Annotated in this window: 8 protein-coding genes, 1 tRNA gene and 1 CRISPR repeat array (1 of these 10 only partly in view); all 9 genes read right to left on the reverse strand. The window is 41.0% G+C overall.

Annotated elements, in window-relative coordinates:
* A CRISPR array of direct repeats spans positions 1-8,279; the repeat unit is 33 nt; unit sequence GCTTCAATTCACGCTCTCCATGCGGAGAGCGAC; it begins 3,618 nt to the left of the window's first position.
* Between the two features lie 154 nt (positions 8,280-8,433).
* Positions 8,434-8,724, reverse strand: a complete 291-nt coding sequence (gene cas2, locus F8M42_RS10980) for a CRISPR-associated endonuclease Cas2 (RefSeq protein WP_182186698.1) — start codon at positions 8,722-8,724, stop codon at positions 8,434-8,436.
* Between the two features lie 33 nt (positions 8,725-8,757).
* On the reverse strand, positions 8,758-9,789 hold the full coding sequence (gene cas1c, locus F8M42_RS10985; protein WP_182186699.1) for a type I-C CRISPR-associated endonuclease Cas1c: 1,032 nt from the start codon (positions 9,787-9,789) through the stop codon (positions 8,758-8,760).
* Positions 9,786-10,454, reverse strand: coding sequence for a CRISPR-associated protein Cas4 (gene cas4, locus F8M42_RS10990; protein ID WP_182186700.1), 669 nt, complete (start codon positions 10,452-10,454; stop codon positions 9,786-9,788). The genes cas1c and cas4 overlap by 4 nt, the downstream gene beginning before the upstream one ends.
* Positions 10,454-11,308, reverse strand: a complete 855-nt coding sequence (cas7c, locus tag F8M42_RS10995; protein WP_182186701.1) for a type I-C CRISPR-associated protein Cas7/Csd2 — start codon at positions 11,306-11,308, stop codon at positions 10,454-10,456. Before cas7c ends, cas4 begins: the two co-directional genes overlap by 1 nt.
* Positions 11,309-11,365: 57 nt before the next feature.
* Positions 11,366-13,387, reverse strand: a complete 2,022-nt coding sequence (gene cas8c / locus F8M42_RS11000) for a type I-C CRISPR-associated protein Cas8c/Csd1 (protein WP_182186702.1) — start codon at positions 13,385-13,387, stop codon at positions 11,366-11,368.
* 6 nt (positions 13,388-13,393) lie between these two features.
* Positions 13,394-14,128 (reverse strand): type I-C CRISPR-associated protein Cas5c, encoded by a 735-nt coding sequence (cas5c, locus tag F8M42_RS11005; RefSeq protein WP_182186703.1) that lies wholly within the window; start codon positions 14,126-14,128, stop codon positions 13,394-13,396.
* Positions 14,129-14,161: 33 nt separating this feature from the next.
* The gene (locus F8M42_RS11010) at positions 14,162-16,780 is read right to left on the reverse strand and encodes a CRISPR-associated endonuclease Cas3'' (RefSeq protein WP_182186704.1); all 2,619 of its coding nucleotides are present in this window, start codon (positions 16,778-16,780) and stop codon (positions 14,162-14,164) included.
* A gap of 302 nt (positions 16,781-17,082) precedes the next feature.
* Positions 17,083-17,166, reverse strand: a tRNA-Leu gene (locus tag F8M42_RS11015).
* A gap of 81 nt (positions 17,167-17,247) precedes the next feature.
* The gene (locus F8M42_RS11020; RefSeq protein WP_182186705.1) at positions 17,248-17,802 is read right to left on the reverse strand and encodes a flavodoxin family protein; all 555 of its coding nucleotides are present in this window, start codon (positions 17,800-17,802) and stop codon (positions 17,248-17,250) included.
* Between the last annotated feature and the right edge of the window lie 40 nt (positions 17,803-17,842).

Consider the following 17,842-nt stretch of genomic DNA (forward strand, 5'->3'; position numbering starts at 1 on the left):
CGCTCTCCATGCGGAGAGCGACTTGGTTCTTTTTTGAGCAATTTACTGCAAAAGTGGCTTCAATTCACGCTCTCCATGCGGAGAGCGACGATGCGCCGTGGGAAGTCCAAGCTCAGTTCTGGCAGCTTCAATTCACGCTCTCCATGCGGAGAGCGACTACACAATAGATTACTCTGTTTTACAAAATCTAGAGGGCTTCAATTCACGCTCTCCATGCGGAGAGCGACATGTGGTAGTGGATGATACTACAATTACGTTTGAAGCTTCAATTCACGCTCTCCATGCGGAGAGCGACACCAAAATTGACACTGTCCTTACCTTTGATAGCTGGCTTCAATTCACGCTCTCCATGCGGAGAGCGACGCTATCAAATTATGTTTGCTGGCTTAGACGATGTTGGCTTCAATTCACGCTCTCCATGCGGAGAGCGACTAGACTGCAACAAACCAATAACATCTTTATCTGCGCTTCAATTCACGCTCTCCATGCGGAGAGCGACGCTATCAAATTATGTTTGCTGGCTTAGACGATGTTGGCTTCAATTCACGCTCTCCATGCGGAGAGCGACTAGACTGCAACAAACCAATAACATCTTTATCTGCGCTTCAATTCACGCTCTCCATGCGGAGAGCGACGATTTTCTATGGAGATACTGATATAGACGCTGGTGCTTCAATTCACGCTCTCCATGCGGAGAGCGACTTTACAGGACAATACAAAACTCGTTTTCTGGTGGCGCTTCAATTCACGCTCTCCATGCGGAGAGCGACAATTTGTTCGGATACTGGGCTTTTCTCTAACAGAGCTTCAATTCACGCTCTCCATGCGGAGAGCGACCCTATTATAGCCTGAAAGACGGGCAATTATATGGTGCTTCAATTCACGCTCTCCATGCGGAGAGCGACTGTAGTAAGAGATGCAGGTTATGACATTCAATCAGCTTCAATTCACGCTCTCCATGCGGAGAGCGACTGCTCAGTCAGTATGCGGTATATATCCGCGTGGAGCTTCAATTCACGCTCTCCATGCGGAGAGCGACAAAGATTATTCTGCACAGGTATTAAAGTCAAATATGCTTCAATTCACGCTCTCCATGCGGAGAGCGACAATATCCGCAAGCAGGCGGTGACGGAATTGGAGCGCTTCAATTCACGCTCTCCATGCGGAGAGCGACCCCTTCATGTTGATGCGCTCGTCTGTATCCGTTTGCTTCAATTCACGCTCTCCATGCGGAGAGCGACCAGGTAGTGCGTATCCAATACCTGTGACCAGTATTAGCTTCAATTCACGCTCTCCATGCGGAGAGCGACGTAGCCGCTTATATAATCTGCCAATCTTCAGCAAGCTTCAATTCACGCTCTCCATGCGGAGAGCGACGTGTGTCAAAAGGTGTTATAACAAATGTGCCAAGCTGCTTCAATTCACGCTCTCCATGCGGAGAGCGACTGTAACCAATGGGCCTTCAATTCGTTCACCGGTGGCTTCAATTCACGCTCTCCATGCGGAGAGCGACTTGATAAACAACTGATTCATTTTTATCAAAAATCGGCTTCAATTCACGCTCTCCATGCGGAGAGCGACTCTTTATGCTCTTTTGTGTCAGTCCTGAAGGTCATGCTTCAATTCACGCTCTCCATGCGGAGAGCGACCCAAAATTGACACTGTCCTTACCTTTGATAGCTGGCTTCAATTCACGCTCTCCATGCGGAGAGCGACCAAAAAGTGCTTGACGGTGTATCAGCTGCAGCTAGCTTCAATTCACGCTCTCCATGCGGAGAGCGACGGCCGGTAAATTTTAATGGAGCTAAGGCCGTACCAGGCTTCAATTCACGCTCTCCATGCGGAGAGCGACTGAAGATAACATTTTAACAATTATCAATCATGAAGCTTCAATTCACGCTCTCCATGCGGAGAGCGACATAATCGTTCGTTCACTTACATATTCTATGCTTAAGCTTCAATTCACGCTCTCCATGCGGAGAGCGACAAGGCTATTAATACAGCTGTCGGCCAAAATAAAAGCTTCAATTCACGCTCTCCATGCGGAGAGCGACTTGGATAACACCGAATGGTTTACCTGTGCAGCAACGCTTCAATTCACGCTCTCCATGCGGAGAGCGACATGCAAGTGTACGTAAACTTCAAAAATGCTTTATGGCTTCAATTCACGCTCTCCATGCGGAGAGCGACTGAATTTCAAACGGCCTTTTATAAATCTTATATCTGCTTCAATTCACGCTCTCCATGCGGAGAGCGACCTGACCTTGAAGATATCATGCCTTGCGATCTGACCGCTTCAATTCACGCTCTCCATGCGGAGAGCGACATCTGAAAACGCTGCTGTTATCGAGGTGATAAAATGCTTCAATTCACGCTCTCCATGCGGAGAGCGACTTTAAATCCCAATGTTTCTGCCATTTCTTGTTGTGCTTCAATTCACGCTCTCCATGCGGAGAGCGACTTTCTGAAACACAAAACGCCTTCACCAAATTCTGATGCTTCAATTCACGCTCTCCATGCGGAGAGCGACATAGCAGCCTTTATTTTCTGGATTTCAGAGCGATATGCTTCAATTCACGCTCTCCATGCGGAGAGCGACGAGTCACACTGATATATGTAAGCCTTAATTTCAAGGCTTCAATTCACGCTCTCCATGCGGAGAGCGACAGAAAGTTATTGCACAGGCTAATACCCGTCAGGCCGCTTCAATTCACGCTCTCCATGCGGAGAGCGACGTGCGTAGGTGTTTTTCGTGATGCTTTCAAGTGGTGCTTCAATTCACGCTCTCCATGCGGAGAGCGACACATTTGCGCATTACGTTGGAGAAATGATTTTGTCGCTTCAATTCACGCTCTCCATGCGGAGAGCGACATTGGGCAAACACCTTCATTGCTTTTGTTCATCGGGCTTCAATTCACGCTCTCCATGCGGAGAGCGACCTGTTCGCGATGGCGACACAGATCGGGGCGATGATGCTTCAATTCACGCTCTCCATGCGGAGAGCGACCAAGGCAGATTATTTAATATTATCCATCTGTGAGCGCTTCAATTCACGCTCTCCATGCGGAGAGCGACGACACCGGTGAGGGCGTACAGCTTGACGGCATAGGCTTCAATTCACGCTCTCCATGCGGAGAGCGACTATATCAGCAGATACCAATAATGCTGACACGTCAGCCTCAATTCACGCTCTCCATGCGGAGAGCGACCATGGCTGAAGTCCAAAAACTAGAAGGTTTGGATGCTTCAATTCACGCTCTCCATGCGGAGAGCGACTAGGAGTATATCACAAGGCAGGTGATTATTTTTGGCTTCAATTCACGCTCTCCATGCGGAGAGCGACTTAGTAAAAATATATCGACAGCGCAGATCATCATTGCTTCAATTCACGCTCTCCATGCGGAGAGCGACGACAGTTTATCCGGCAGGACTTTAGCAACACAAACGCTTCAATTCACGCTCTCCATGCGGAGAGCGACGCCGTATCCGGAGATACACCTTTAGTAGCTGAAAGCTTCAATTCACGCTCTCCATGCGGAGAGCGACTTTTATGATGCTGATGTTACCTATACTTTTACAGGCTTCAATTCACGCTCTCCATGCGGAGAGCGACGTCTCAACCAGTTTTTTTCGGACAGCACTTGTTTGCTTCAATTCACGCTCTCCATGCGGAGAGCGACTTGAAATGCCGGAAATAGATTGGCTGCAGGAGCAAGCTTCAATTCACGCTCTCCATGCGGAGAGCGACCGCGCAGGCTGGGAACCTTGCAGGAAACCAGTATTGCTTCAATTCACGCTCTCCATGCGGAGAGCGACGCGTGGATACATCGGATTTTTCCGCATCAAAGTTGCTTCAATTCACGCTCTCCATGCGGAGAGCGACGAGATTAGCTATCTTAAAGATTCATAAAGTACCGGCTTCAATTCACGCTCTCCATGCGGAGAGCGACCCTCCGTAAAGTAGGCAATGGTACCGTTTCGTACGCTTCAATTCACGCTCTCCATGCGGAGAGCGACGTTTTGAGCGCAATCAGCAAGCAGATGATCCTGAAGCTTCAATTCACGCTCTCCATGCGGAGAGCGACTAGACCATCTTCAAGCTTTCGTTCGGGGCTTGAAGCTTCAATTCACGCTCTCCATGCGGAGAGCGACTTAGTATTTCAATATTCATATATTATCATAAAATGCTTCAATTCACGCTCTCCATGCGGAGAGCGACGCTAAACTCGACATGATTATTTAAATTGTTTATCTGCTTCAATTCACGCTCTCCATGCGGAGAGCGACTTGCTGGATGAACCCTCCATATGGGCGTCAAATTGGCTTCAATTCACGCTCTCCATGCGGAGAGCGACCATCTGAAATGGGTAAGTATTGTCAACAGGATGTTGCTTCAATTCACGCTCTCCATGCGGAGAGCGACCAATTGGCAAACAGATAGCTGAAATCAACAAGTGGCTTCAATTCACGCTCTCCATGCGGAGAGCGACTTGGATAACACCAAATGGTTTACCTGTGCAGCAACGCTTCAATTCACGCTCTCCATGCGGAGAGCGACTACGACAAAATGATGTTATTTGGTCGAGACGTTACGCTTCAATTCACGCTCTCCATGCGGAGAGCGACCCTTATAGATGCGATTAGAAGCGTTTTGAAACACGCTTCAATTCACGCTCTCCATGCGGAGAGCGACCAGGAAAAGCCCCTAAAAGAAGCACTCAGCAGGGCTTCAATTCACGCTCTCCATGCGGAGAGCGACTAGACCATCTTCAAGCTTTCGTTCGGGGCTTGAAGCTTCAATTCACGCTCTCCATGCGGAGAGCGACGTTACTCGCCACCTGATACACAAAGTTGACGAATGCTTCAATTCACGCTCTCCATGCGGAGAGCGACTATAATAATGAGATTTATTGAAGTTAAAATAACTGGCTTCAATTCACGCTCTCCATGCGGAGAGCGACGTAAGTCAGCAGTAGAAGTATTCAAACATAATTACGCTTCAATTCACGCTCTCCATGCGGAGAGCGACTTAAAGTAGCTAAGCTCCCTTTTAAAGATGCAAATGCTTCAATTCACGCTCTCCATGCGGAGAGCGACAGGCGCCAAAAAGATACTTGATGCAGACTGTTCATGGCTTCAATTCACGCTCTCCATGCGGAGAGCGACAAAGTTATATCCGATTCAAACAAAGATATCTTAAAGCTTCAATTCACGCTCTCCATGCGGAGAGCGACAATGAATACAGATAATCAGCCGGATATGTCAATGAGCTTCAATTCACGCTCTCCATGCGGAGAGCGACTATGCACGCTATAATTCACTTGATGATGATACAAAGCTTCAATTCACGCTCTCCATGCGGAGAGCGACATAATTGTTTTGCAAATTTTCGGGCAGAACGCAGAGCTTCAATTCACGCTCTCCATGCGGAGAGCGACGGTCAGTTGCGTTAGCTTTAGCAGCTGTTTAATGAGGCTTCAATTCACGCTCTCCATGCGGAGAGCGACCAGGAAAAGCCCCTAAAAGAAGCACTCAGCAGGTTGCTTCAATTCACGCTCTCCATGCGGAGAGCGACGTGGCTTACAGCACTTTTCAGCTCTATTAAATGATGCTTCAATTCACGCTCTCCATGCGGAGAGCGACGTCCATTCAGATACTTTAAGGTTCATTCAGATAACTGCTTCAATTCACGCTCTCCATGCGGAGAGCGACGGCGCCAAAAAGATACTTGATGCAGACTGTTCATGGCTTCAATTCACGCTCTCCATGCGGAGAGCGACAGGTACAAGGTTGATCTTTGTTGTTTCCTTAAGAGCTTCAATTCACGCTCTCCATGCGGAGAGCGACCTCAGATAACTGGCATTATGGCAAATATCGGAGGGGCTTCAATTCACGCTCTCCATGCGGAGAGCGACTGTAAATACAACAAGTGATATGATATGCATAATAGCTTCAATTCACGCTCTCCATGCGGAGAGCGACTGTAAATACAACAAGTGATATGATATGCATAATAGCTTCAATTCACGCTCTCCATGCGGAGAGCGACCAGAGCACTATTTTGTTAGTGTACATCCAGTTACAGCTTCAATTCACGCTCTCCATGCGGAGAGCGACTTCATCTAGTAGTATTAAATTGTCTTTGCATAAGCGCTTCAATTCACGCTCTCCATGCGGAGAGCGACCCCTTAACAACATGCCAGTACAGCCATAAATGCCAGCTTCAATTCACGCTCTCCATGCGGAGAGCGACTGGTTATGCATTGGGCAATGCCAAATATACAGTAGCTTCAATTCACGCTCTCCATGCGGAGAGCGACCTGAACGTATGAAACAGATACAAATTCAGATAACTGCTTCAATTCACGCTCTCCATGCGGAGAGCGACCGGGTATAAAGTTAATCTTTGTCGTTTCCTTAAGAGCTTCAATTCACGCTCTCCATGCGGAGAGCGACTTTGTAAATTCACTACGAATTACATGTTTTTGCAGGCTTCAATTCACGCTCTCCATGCGGAGAGCGACGCCCTCGCAGCTATTACCGGATTTGTGAAATCAGGCTTCAATTCACGCTCTCCATGCGGAGAGCGACGAAAACCTTTGAGCGCCCTCAAGACCTTAGTGATGCTTCAATTCACGCTCTCCATGCGGAGAGCGACTAAAGTAGCTAAACTCCCTTTTAAAGATGCAAATGCTTCAATTCACGCTCTCCATGCGGAGAGCGACACTATCAGTTATCATGCTTCCACTGTCCCCATCGAGCTTCAATTCACGCTCTCCATGCGGAGAGCGACTATAACACCTTTTGACACTCAGCACGATGCAGCCGCTTCAATTCACGCTCTCCATGCGGAGAGCGACTGAGTACACAGAAGTCCATGATGATATTGAAAATGCTTCAATTCACGCTCTCCATGCGGAGAGCGACAATGTATCCCACGACAACAGCATGCATATATAGAGGCTTCAATTCACGCTCTCCATGCGGAGAGCGACGTGAAGCAGATTATCGGGATATGGAATTAAAAAATGCTTCAATTCACGCTCTCCATGCGGAGAGCGACGGTAACTAAAAGCGTGGGCTGTCTTATCACTCATGCTTCAATTCACGCTCTCCATGCGGAGAGCGACAGCTCTATCGCAGCGGCATTTTTTAGTAGTAGCTGCTTCAATTCACGCTCTCCATGCGGAGAGCGACCGAGTACCGTCGAGACCATCGAAACAACCGAGGTGCTTCAATTCACGCTCTCCATGCGGAGAGCGACAAGAAAATAATGTTAATTTTTCTCAATTATTACAGGCTTCAATTCACGCTCTCCATGCGGAGAGCGACTACAGAACGTCCGCTTATCCTATGCACACATTTGGGCTTCAATTCACGCTCTCCATGCGGAGAGCGACATACGGCATAAAGACAGACTATAAAGCGATCATCGCTTCAATTCACGCTCTCCATGCGGAGAGCGACTAGGCAGTAATGGGTTTGCCGGTAAAAGTGTCAGAGCTTCAATTCACGCTCTCCATGCGGAGAGCGACGGCAACAAAACAGGACCAGGCAAATATCGTCTGGGCTTCAATTCACGCTCTCCATGCGGAGAGCGACCTGATATTGAGGACTCACCGTTACTAACAGAGGTTGCTTCAATTCACGCTCTCCATGCGGAGAGCGACTGCCTGTTGGATAAAAGCAAGCAGCTGTTGAATGGCTTCAATTCACGCTCTCCATGCGGAGAGCGACTTTATGAATCTTATTTAACTCCTGCCTTGTGAGCGGCTTCAATTCACGCTCTCCATGCGGAGAGCGACCCCATGATGCCGCAAGATCGATACCGCCTATACCCGCTTCAATTCACGCTCTCCATGCGGAGAGCGACCCAAAATAAAAATCCTTTTGTATTGGGCGCAAAATGCTTCAATTCACGCTCTCCATGCGGAGAGCGACTTTAGTACTTTGGATTCCTCAACGCCTATATCAGTGCTTCAATTCACGCTCTCCATGCGGAGAGCGACTGCAGCAGGATATAGATGCTGCTAATGCTTATTATGCTTCAATTCACGCTCTCCATGCGGAGAGCGACGTGGCATAAGCTCAGATGATCCAGACGCAGTGCAGCTTCAATTCACGCTCTCCATGCGGAGAGCGACTTGTGAATCTTGTTTAACTCCTGCCTTGTGAGCGGCTTCAATTCACGCTCTCCATGCGGAGAGCGACTGTCTGTGCGATCACAAAATCGTTATCATTGCGTGGCTTCAATTCACGCTCTCCATGCGGAGAGCGACCGCTACATATAGTATTTTTTAATATCACATATAGCAAATATAGTACTTTAAAAATTTTTATACAAAATAACCAAATTTATTATACCTATTATTGGCAAATTATCCTATTTATAGTGCGAAAGCAGGAGAAATTATCCAGTACTTCCTACTCGCACTATAAAATAAGTGAACCCTCAATATCAAAAGCTTTATTCAACCCCATGCTTTCAATATTTTTTTTATAATTTTTCCCTAATCGATAAAATCTTAAATTATCAACGGTTTCATTTATTATCTCATATAGCTGATGTTTTAACAAAAGATATTGTCCTTCATCCACTTTACATTCAAATACAGAATTTTGAACACGCTGTCCATAATTCAGACAAATTTTTGCTGCTTTTCTGAGACGCCGTTTACCATCAGAATCTATAGTATTAATATCATATGACACAAGTATATACATAACTAATTCCTTTTTATTTTTTTAATAGACATGTCATTTCCAAAAAAATGGTGGATATGCATCTATATCATTTCTTAAATATCTTGCTAATAAATTTGCCTGAACAAAAGGAACTAACCCCCAAGGCATTTTTTCATTCAAATATGGATGAGTAATTTCTTCCTTTTTCCTTTCCTGCCATTTTGATATGACTTTCCGTCGCCCATCATCATTTAACAAGACTGACCCATTAGTTTCACTTTCAAAATCTCCTGCTGCTATTATCCTTTTATTAACCAGAGACAACACAAGCCTATCTACTATCGCAGCACGGAATTCCTCGACTAAATCAAGTGCCAGTGACACTCTGCCCGGTCTGTCAGTATGCATAAAACCAGCATATGCATCTAAACCAACAGTTTCTAAACAGCTGGCAATATCATTAGATAAAACAGCATACAAAAATGACAGTACAGCATTAACGCGATTAAGCGGCGGCCTTCGCGATCTGATCCCAAATTCAAAATCTTTTTTTTGATTTAAAATCATGTCATCAAAACAAGAAAAATATATAACTTGTGCGCTGCCCTCAAAACCGCGTAACATATCTACAGACTCAGCATTTCTGACCTTTGTCATCATTTCCGACATATTATGCGAAACATTTTCAAGATTTATTGTATCTATTCTTTGCTTATATTGCCTTATGTACCGTTCTAAAGTCCATTTCTCATTATAAATTTTTGCCAATATTATATTTTTAACAATTGCAAGTGACGCATCTTCATTATCAGCTACACGATATTGTATTCGGCGCAACAATATATTACCCTTACTTTTCCCCTGCATTCTTGCAATTAATCGGCCATTGGGTGACAAATAGGCTATCCCTATACCATATTTTACGCAACGTTCCAACAATTTGGGACTCATCCCCAAATAGGAAAATAGTACAATATCCTGCAAATTATGAAAAGGACAACGCGCTACTATACTATCTGCCTGTCGAATGACTATATTCTCTCCTTGCGTTGCTAAATATACATCAGGTTTAGTGATATACAGCGTATTAAGCAATTGTTTCATTCATTCAATCTCTTTTCCACATATAATTTCGCTGATTCAGTCTTTTTCATTTCCGGTAAACATATATCTGCAAGTGAGCACGAACGGCAATGCAAAGTTTTTTTTACTTTAGGAGTATACATACGTTGATAATAGTTATTCATTTCATCCACTGTTTCTTTTACTTCATCATAGAGTTCCTTTGTCATCGTAACAGTTTCTCGATGCCTGGTCGCAAAATAAAAAATTGCTCCTTTTGTAATAGTGACACCCAGCATTTCCTCTAAACACATAGTTTGAGCTGCCAATTGCAAAATATCACTTTTTATTTCTTTAGCTTTGCCACGTTTGTATTCAACAGGAATTATTTTAAAATTACTATTATACTTACTAAAATATTCTCCTTTACTATCTTCAATCAATTCCACTACATCACATATTCCTTGTATTTGCAGATTGTGCGATATTACATGCAAAGAACGCAAAACTCTCTTATTTCCCAATTTTTCTGTTACAGGACCCTCATCAACTTTTTCATGTTTCAATGTTCCGTCTAATGTAAAAAAATTTTCACTCCACTGCTGTTCAATATGAATTAATGCCCATTGCCGCCGGCAAAAAACAAAGTGCTGAATACCCGCAATTTGCAAATATTCTGTTTCATCCCGTTTTACTAATTTGTTCATTATTCACCATCTATAATTTCTATTTCTAATCCTTTTCCCTTATAAGAAACCGTCTGATCTTTTGCCAATTCGATATTATAATCAGCAAAAGATGTAGCAATATCTTCCGTGGGACTAGAAACTGTCACCAAATGCTGAATTTTAGCAGATGATGCAATCCCCAATTCATTAGGATGAACAAACCAATATAATCTTTCCACAGCCATACTGCCCTCTGGACGAGCTGCCGACATATCATTTTCAAATAATGTCAAAAGTGCTTGTTTTATTTTCTTGGCATCTTCATCAGAAAAACCTGTTTTTTTAGCAAAATAACAATTCATACTACCCGTAAGCTTATACACTCCAAAACCGACAAAATGTTTTACGCCCATCGTATCACTGGAACGTTTCCCTTTTTCAGAATCCATTCCATTTGTACTGCGCGTGATCTGCATCGTAATAATATCGATCGGATTTAAACTTTTAGCCAAACTTATCGAAACAGGGCCACGAATACCCAATGAACGGTTTTGAAAAGTCATGACTTGTCCGAAACTTCGCACATCAATCCATTTCTCACAGGCATCAGCTGCCACCAAGTCATCTTTCTGATTTTTATCAAAAACTGTATTGAATCTTTCTTCCAATGACCCCTTATCATCCGTGATTCGAGCATTAGATTGAACAAAAATTTCGTTTCCCATGTCCTGTAAACGATTACGAATCTTACGCTTAATGCAAACATCGGAAATTTCCCCGTATCCTTCATAATCGGTTCGTGGCATATTTCCCAATAACGGATCTCCATTAGGATTGGCATTATTCACAGAAACGAATAACACAAAATCAATTTTTTTCATTAAACTATTCATCTTTACCGTCTCCTCATAAAATGTATATTTTCATTTAACATAATGTTTATAAAATATTTATTGTTCGCTTTTCTTTTTATATAATAACTGCTGCTGGTAATAATACCCCAGGACAAAATCCTCGTTAGCAGGCCGTTGCCGCACTATTTCATCAGTTTCAAATTTTGCAATCTCATTATAAATATCCTGCCGTATTTTGTCATAGTATATTTTAAGACCAGTAGTAGTCCTATTTTTAGCTAAAGCATTTTGGTAATATTTAGTACGACTTTCCAATATGGCCGCTGTTTTTAAGGGACGATGAATCATAGCCGACCAGAATCGTGCCGCATTGGTTACCCGTGTATCACTCGCTTTTTTATCTTCCGTCAGTTGATTTTTTACTGCCATGGCATCATTTTCCAATTTATCATACACAGCCAAAAGTCTGCCATAAGCGAAGCTTCTATTATCCATCGGAATTATCTCTCCTTTTTCATTCAGAATCTGCCTGCTTCGATCCCAATTATATTTTTTTATAATTACACAGCCCAGTGTCAGAGCCTGCCGCCACTGCTTTTTAAACGAATTTCTATTTTGCAGTTTATAGAATGCCCTGCTTTTCATGTCCTCCGGTAGAATTTTCCCTTCAAGAATACACAACAACAATCTTTCCAAAGTATTTTGCCGCAATTTATCTGTTTGCTTGGAGCAGGTAAGAATACCTTTGTCATTTTCCGCACCGCATAAGAAATTTACTACCCTATTTATTGACGGAGCATCCAAAAACATTTTCTTACTCTGTGCAGACCATTTGGGCCATTGTGTGCTGTTGTACCAATTCTCAGCTCGTTGTTGTATATCCGAGCAGGCAAATGACCGAAAATATTTTACGGCTAATCTTCCATTATTCACTTTTTCTAAAATAAGTACACAAAAACGGTTATCATTATCCAATTTAGGAATATCTTTAATTCCGGCAAAATATTGCACAATACCATGGCTTCGCGACATTCCCATGTTTACTTCCTCTAAGACAGCTTTATCAGGTCTGGCATCGATCTCCTCACCAAAATCAGGCTCAAATGATTCTTCAACTGCACTATTACTCTGCCCGCTGGACAACAATGGTGCTCCCCCGCAAGATAAAATATCTGTCATCCATGAAACAACGTATGCACCGCCACCCAAATAATAGTTATAGTTTCCATTATCCAACAAATATTTCAACATATTATGGACTTTTTGCGAAGTTTCATAGCCAATGTGAAAAATCTGTCCACCCTCTTTAAATTGACTGCCAATGTAATTTTCTACATGATTGCTTATTCCAATTAATTTAGCATTTCCAATTACACCACGGTGACGGATTATACAATACATATGTTCCCCAGTAACATCACATTGTTCCTGTTTTTTCGATATATTTTGCTGCTGCACATAATTTATATAAAATTGATGAAACTGCTTATTTTGAGAAATAGTTTTAATACCTCTGGCATGTTCAACTGCAAATGTAATAAACAATTTTTCTAAATTCATTTTTTTTTGTTTTTCTTTTTTATTGACCAGTTCCTTCCATTTTAATTCTCCGTAGCATAATTCATATTCTACGCCATTTCTCCCTTTTTTTATTGTTTCAACAACATCTTTTTTTATAGTATTATTATTAATGTACCTGTAAATAGCTAAAAAATCATTATTAAAACTTTTGTCTGCATATTTCTTTAATTTCTCCAATTCCTGCAAATATAATTCATGTCTGTCTGTTTCATCTTTTTTAGCTGCTTTAACTGAATCAAATTCAGCCAAATATGATAATTCATCACATAATGGATGCGGAAAAGGTTTTGATGTACGGACTAAAGAATTTTCCGATATGGGAAAATTCGTAAATTCATTTTTATTTAAAAATCTGCCATGTAAAAAACAGCCCATATCATCAACAGTCAACTCCACTATATCTTCTCCAGTGCTACTTCTTCTATTAGAATGATACAGTGGTAAAATCGATGGTTTCATAGAGTCATTTCCGGCATCAACAATGCCCTGTTCCAATGCTTTATTATACGTCCGCAGCATTGCTTGTAAGAAATTCATTTTTTCTTATTCCTCCGTTTCATAATCTTCCCAAACCTTGTCAACTGCCGTATACATATTTTTATGGAATTCTTTTACCTTATAATCATGCAATTCATGACGAATACTGCACTCTTCCGGTTTGATGAACGATATGATGCCATTACTCATCGTTATTGGTGTAAATTGTGAATAGAGGACTCCTCGCAATGATTTCCTGTCTATCTGCTCCGAATATGAAAAAGAGTGGAACATGATACCAAAGGATACTTGTCCGGTAAATGCTGTTTTTAATTCATCATACTCCTGCCTATGCAGCCTGTCGATCGAACCTATACACTCCCGGGTTCCCAAAAATATATCATGTCTGCCGCCTCTTTGCATAGAACGCAGCAATATCTGTTCATGCTTCTTTTCATCACGATCCTGCAACAAATCAGGACGATTTTCCGCCCACTCAAAACGGAATTTTACGGCATATGCAACATCTTTTAAATATGTATAGTGGCTCAAATCTTTGTTACCATTCATCATTGGCAGCAATATATTTTTAGTTTCCGTTCGAATAGGATGTAATATTTTAACCTCTTCAACAACATATTTTATTGTTGGTTTCCAATAACAGGCTTCTATTATTCCCAGCAATGCTTGTACAGTGGGTACTTGATAAGTAAACTTCTCTCCATTGCCCTTGCTCATAGGATCAGTAAATAAAGCATACGGCCCTTCTATTTTCATGAAAAAAGAGTCAGATTGAAACATCTGCATCATCCTCCTGTTTAAATTGCGAATTGATCAATATATCCAATCATTCATTTCACCTTTTATTAAACCGAATTCTTCATCATAAGCATTTTTGTCCAACAAATAACACAATAAATATCCTTCCTTTTCTACAGGTTGAATATAATTCTCATATTTTTGCAGATTGTAAATATTGACCGTGTAGCGCTGTAATTTTTGCAATATTATTTTTACATCTTCCCAGTCATCTTCTATAGAATCAAGTAATTCATTGATAAGGTCATTATTTTCATATTGAACAATTACTGTTTTTTGTTTATTATCAATAAGTTCAAAATTTTGAGCAGCCATTTTAAAACTTTGCCGCAGTTTAAAATTAGTTTTTACACCACCAGGTATATGTTTGTCCAACGAATTATCCCTATTATATTTGGCTGCCATAACATTGTTGGTTGTGAGCCAATTCATTATTGTATCATTTTTTTGTCTTATCGGATAATTTAGCACATCTTTATTTTTAGTATAAAGATGTGCGTAATACATATCCAAACACTGCTGCATATCAATCTCACATATATCGTCAGCAGCATCAGGATAAATACAGCGCAGTGTTTCCTTGGCTGCCTCCTGTTCCAACCGAAATGTAGTGATCTTATCTGTTTTTTCAGCTTGATATAAAAACACAAATACTTTTCCCTTAAATTGTCTTTTCCCCTCCCGATTACAGCGGCCGGCTGCCTGCAATACACTGTCAATACTCGTAAGCGAACGATAAACAACATCAAAATCTATATTAATGCCAGCTTCTATCAACCTAGTGCTTATACAAATTAATGGCGTATTCATCTGACCATTTCGGATTTTATTTAATTGTAATTTGATTTTATTAATTCTTTTCAAACGGTGCACTGCACACAAATTAGTGGTCAAATAATAACATTCACCTCCCAATTGTTCATGACATTGTAAATATTCCTGCACAGCATTATATATAGTCTTGACTGCTGCACGGGTATTGACAATAACTAATATACTCTTTTCCGTCTGCAGCTGCTGCCCCAGATAGTCAATCAATCGTTTTGTATTTGTAACTGTCTCAAATCTGCTGCCCATTAATGAATAAAATTTCACTCGTGAAAATACTTCATTTTGTGTAAGTGATGCCGGTACAATGCAGCCTCTGATATATCTCGATTTTTCCCTCATCCCATATAGACAGGGGTAAATCAACGCATTTGCATCCCCTAGTGAAGGAAGCGTAGCTGTACAGTGGATAATCGTCACTCCCATGAAATGCGTGAGAAAATTCATCATCAGATTAAACAAATAAATCGTCCTGACTGGCAAAGATTGTATTTCATCAATAATAATAACGGTGTCAATCAACTTAGAAAAACGTCGCAGGCAGGCTGATTGTCCTTTAAACAGCGTATTACTCAGCTGAACAAGTGTTGTGACTATAAATGGTTCTTCCCAGCTTTCCTTGAGATAATTTCTTTTGTCATATTCATTCTCATTATTTTGATTTATTTTAAAATTATCATAGCAATCCATTGATATTTCATTTTCAATAATGACGTTACTGTGGTGTTCAAAAACATGTTCCGTTCCGATAACTTTTTCAATCTCATCGGCATTTTGTTCTAATACCGCCAAAAAAGCTGTAACATACAAAATACGCTTATTTTTAAAAATCATACTGTGTCGGAGGGCGTAACGCAAAGCTGTCATAGTTTTTCCTGCGCCAACAGGCATGGGTAATGTATAGCAGCCGATAGGGGTATCCTCAGCCGCATTGAAAGCCTCATCTGCTAATGCAGTGCGAATGCTATTTATTTTTCCGTCATTTTTATTACTGTTATGATATTCTTTGTATTTATTTTCAATTTTATCATTCATCTCATGCCAAGCTGTCAAAGTCTCATCCTGATCGTAAATATGCTGTTTTTTATCCATACACCAGTTCATTGAATCATAAATATCTGCTTCTTTCAAAATAGATAATAATAATCGTACTGCCGTACCGCAGTAAAAATCATACGCAGTCATTTTGTCAGTGGGCTTACCTGCACTTTTTGACGCAATTTCCTGCATCTTCGTCTGCCACAATAAAAACTCTTTATATCCCTTTATATATATATCAAGCAGAGACTGCTCAAACCATTGCTTGCTCCATTCATTCAGTATTGGGAAAAATTCTTTTAACTCTGGATGTTGCAAAATACTTTTTCCAGTATTTTCCATTCTCACATGTGTCCAATATTTATGCTGAGAATTTTCATTTTTTATCACATCATATAAACCATGGTGTGCCAAAATAGGGTAAATTAAAAATTCATTATATAAAGAATATTTTTTCGCTTCAATTAAGGAAATATCCTTCTTTATTTCAGGATATAAAAAATGTTGTATATAATACCCACCTACAGTGGAATGGTCTCCTGCCGTTGATATACTTCTATTTATATACTGCTGCCACGAGTAAGAAGCCTTGCCAGCATCATGCAAAATACCAATTAATGTGCCCATATATTTCAAACCAATATTACTGCCTATTTTTTTAGCATACACAGCCGTATTATACAAATGATTTTTCAGATATTGTCTATATTCTTTATTTTTAATAATTTCCTTATGGGCTAATAATTCATCTGCCTGTTTGTATTCCATTATTTTTCCCTTTTTAATCAAATTATAATCATATTTTTAATACTAATTATATTTTATTGAATATATTATATATAATATCATACAACAATATATAGTCAAATATTTTTTACTTTACAGAATTATATATTTTTGTTAATATATTCCTGTCACTTTTATAGGTGTGAATTGAAGTAATAATATATAGTTAGTAAGATGGCCATAGATTTGCTTTTATATAAAACAGCTCTATGGTTATTTTATATTCTGCCATAACAAAACAGCACTTCAGGATAAAATCCCAAAGTGCTTTATTTTTTAGTATCTGGTGCGGAAGACAGGACTTGAACCTGCACTCACGAGGAACTGGATCCTAAGTCCAGCGCGTCTGCCAATTCCGCCACTTCCGCATCGCTAACTATTATACGTGGTTTTTTACATATAGTCAATTAAATTTTATCTGTAAAACGGTTTTTACCGCCATTTTTGATTTATTGCTGTGTATTTTGATATTTTTCCCGTAAAATTAACTTTCTTTGTATAGCTGCAATAAACTGTCGTGCTTCTGCCAAATCTGTTGTATCAGGATGCTGTGCAGCCATCACCCAGCGTTTTTTATTGCGTTCCGTCGGTGCATGTGGATCATCTGCAGACAATGTTAACCGTTTATTTAAAAGTACAGGATTTATTCTGCCCTGACACCCAAAAGTTCCCAGCACTTCGCAATTATCCCCCAGACAGCTTGCTGCTCTGGCGAATGCTGTAACACTATGTTCACTATATTTATCCGTGCCGTGTGTCTGAAATAACACGACCCGTTTACCAGACAAATTATGCAGCCATTGTTGAACTGCTTTATCCGGTGCACCGCGTGTCAGCCAGTATCCCACTGCAATAATATCATATTGTGGCAGCTGTTCAACAGCCGGTGCTTCTTTTATTGAATAAATGTCAGCTGCTTCACTGCCCAATACCTGAAACATCGCTTTGGCTATCTGCTCAGTATTACCTGTATTGCTCGAATAAACAATAAGCCATTTTTGCAATTAATATTCCTGCTTTCTTTTCTGATTTCCAACAAACTTC

Source organism: Pectinatus frisingensis (assembly GCF_014076555.1).
Lineage (GTDB): Bacteria > Bacillota > Negativicutes > Selenomonadales > Selenomonadaceae > Pectinatus > Pectinatus frisingensis.

Bases quoted from the DNA above. Each gene is read 5' to 3' on its own strand.
- F8M42_RS11010 (WP_182186704.1), bottom strand. From the start codon at position 16,780: ATGGAATACAAACAGGCAGATGAATTATTAGCCCATAAGGAAATTATT.
- cas8c (WP_182186702.1), bottom strand. From the start codon at position 13,387: ATGAATTTCTTACAAGCAATGCTGCGGACGTATAATAAAGCATTGGAA.
- cas2 (WP_182186698.1), bottom strand. From the start codon at position 8,724: ATGTATATACTTGTGTCATATGATATTAATACTATAGATTCTGATGGT.
- cas4 (WP_182186700.1), bottom strand. From the start codon at position 10,454: ATGAACAAATTAGTAAAACGGGATGAAACAGAATATTTGCAAATTGCG.
- cas5c (WP_182186703.1), bottom strand. From the start codon at position 14,128: ATGTTTCAATCTGACTCTTTTTTCATGAAAATAGAAGGGCCGTATGCT.
- cas1c (WP_182186699.1), bottom strand. From the start codon at position 9,789: ATGAAACAATTGCTTAATACGCTGTATATCACTAAACCTGATGTATAT.
- cas7c (WP_182186701.1), bottom strand. From the start codon at position 11,308: ATGAATAGTTTAATGAAAAAAATTGATTTTGTGTTATTCGTTTCTGTG.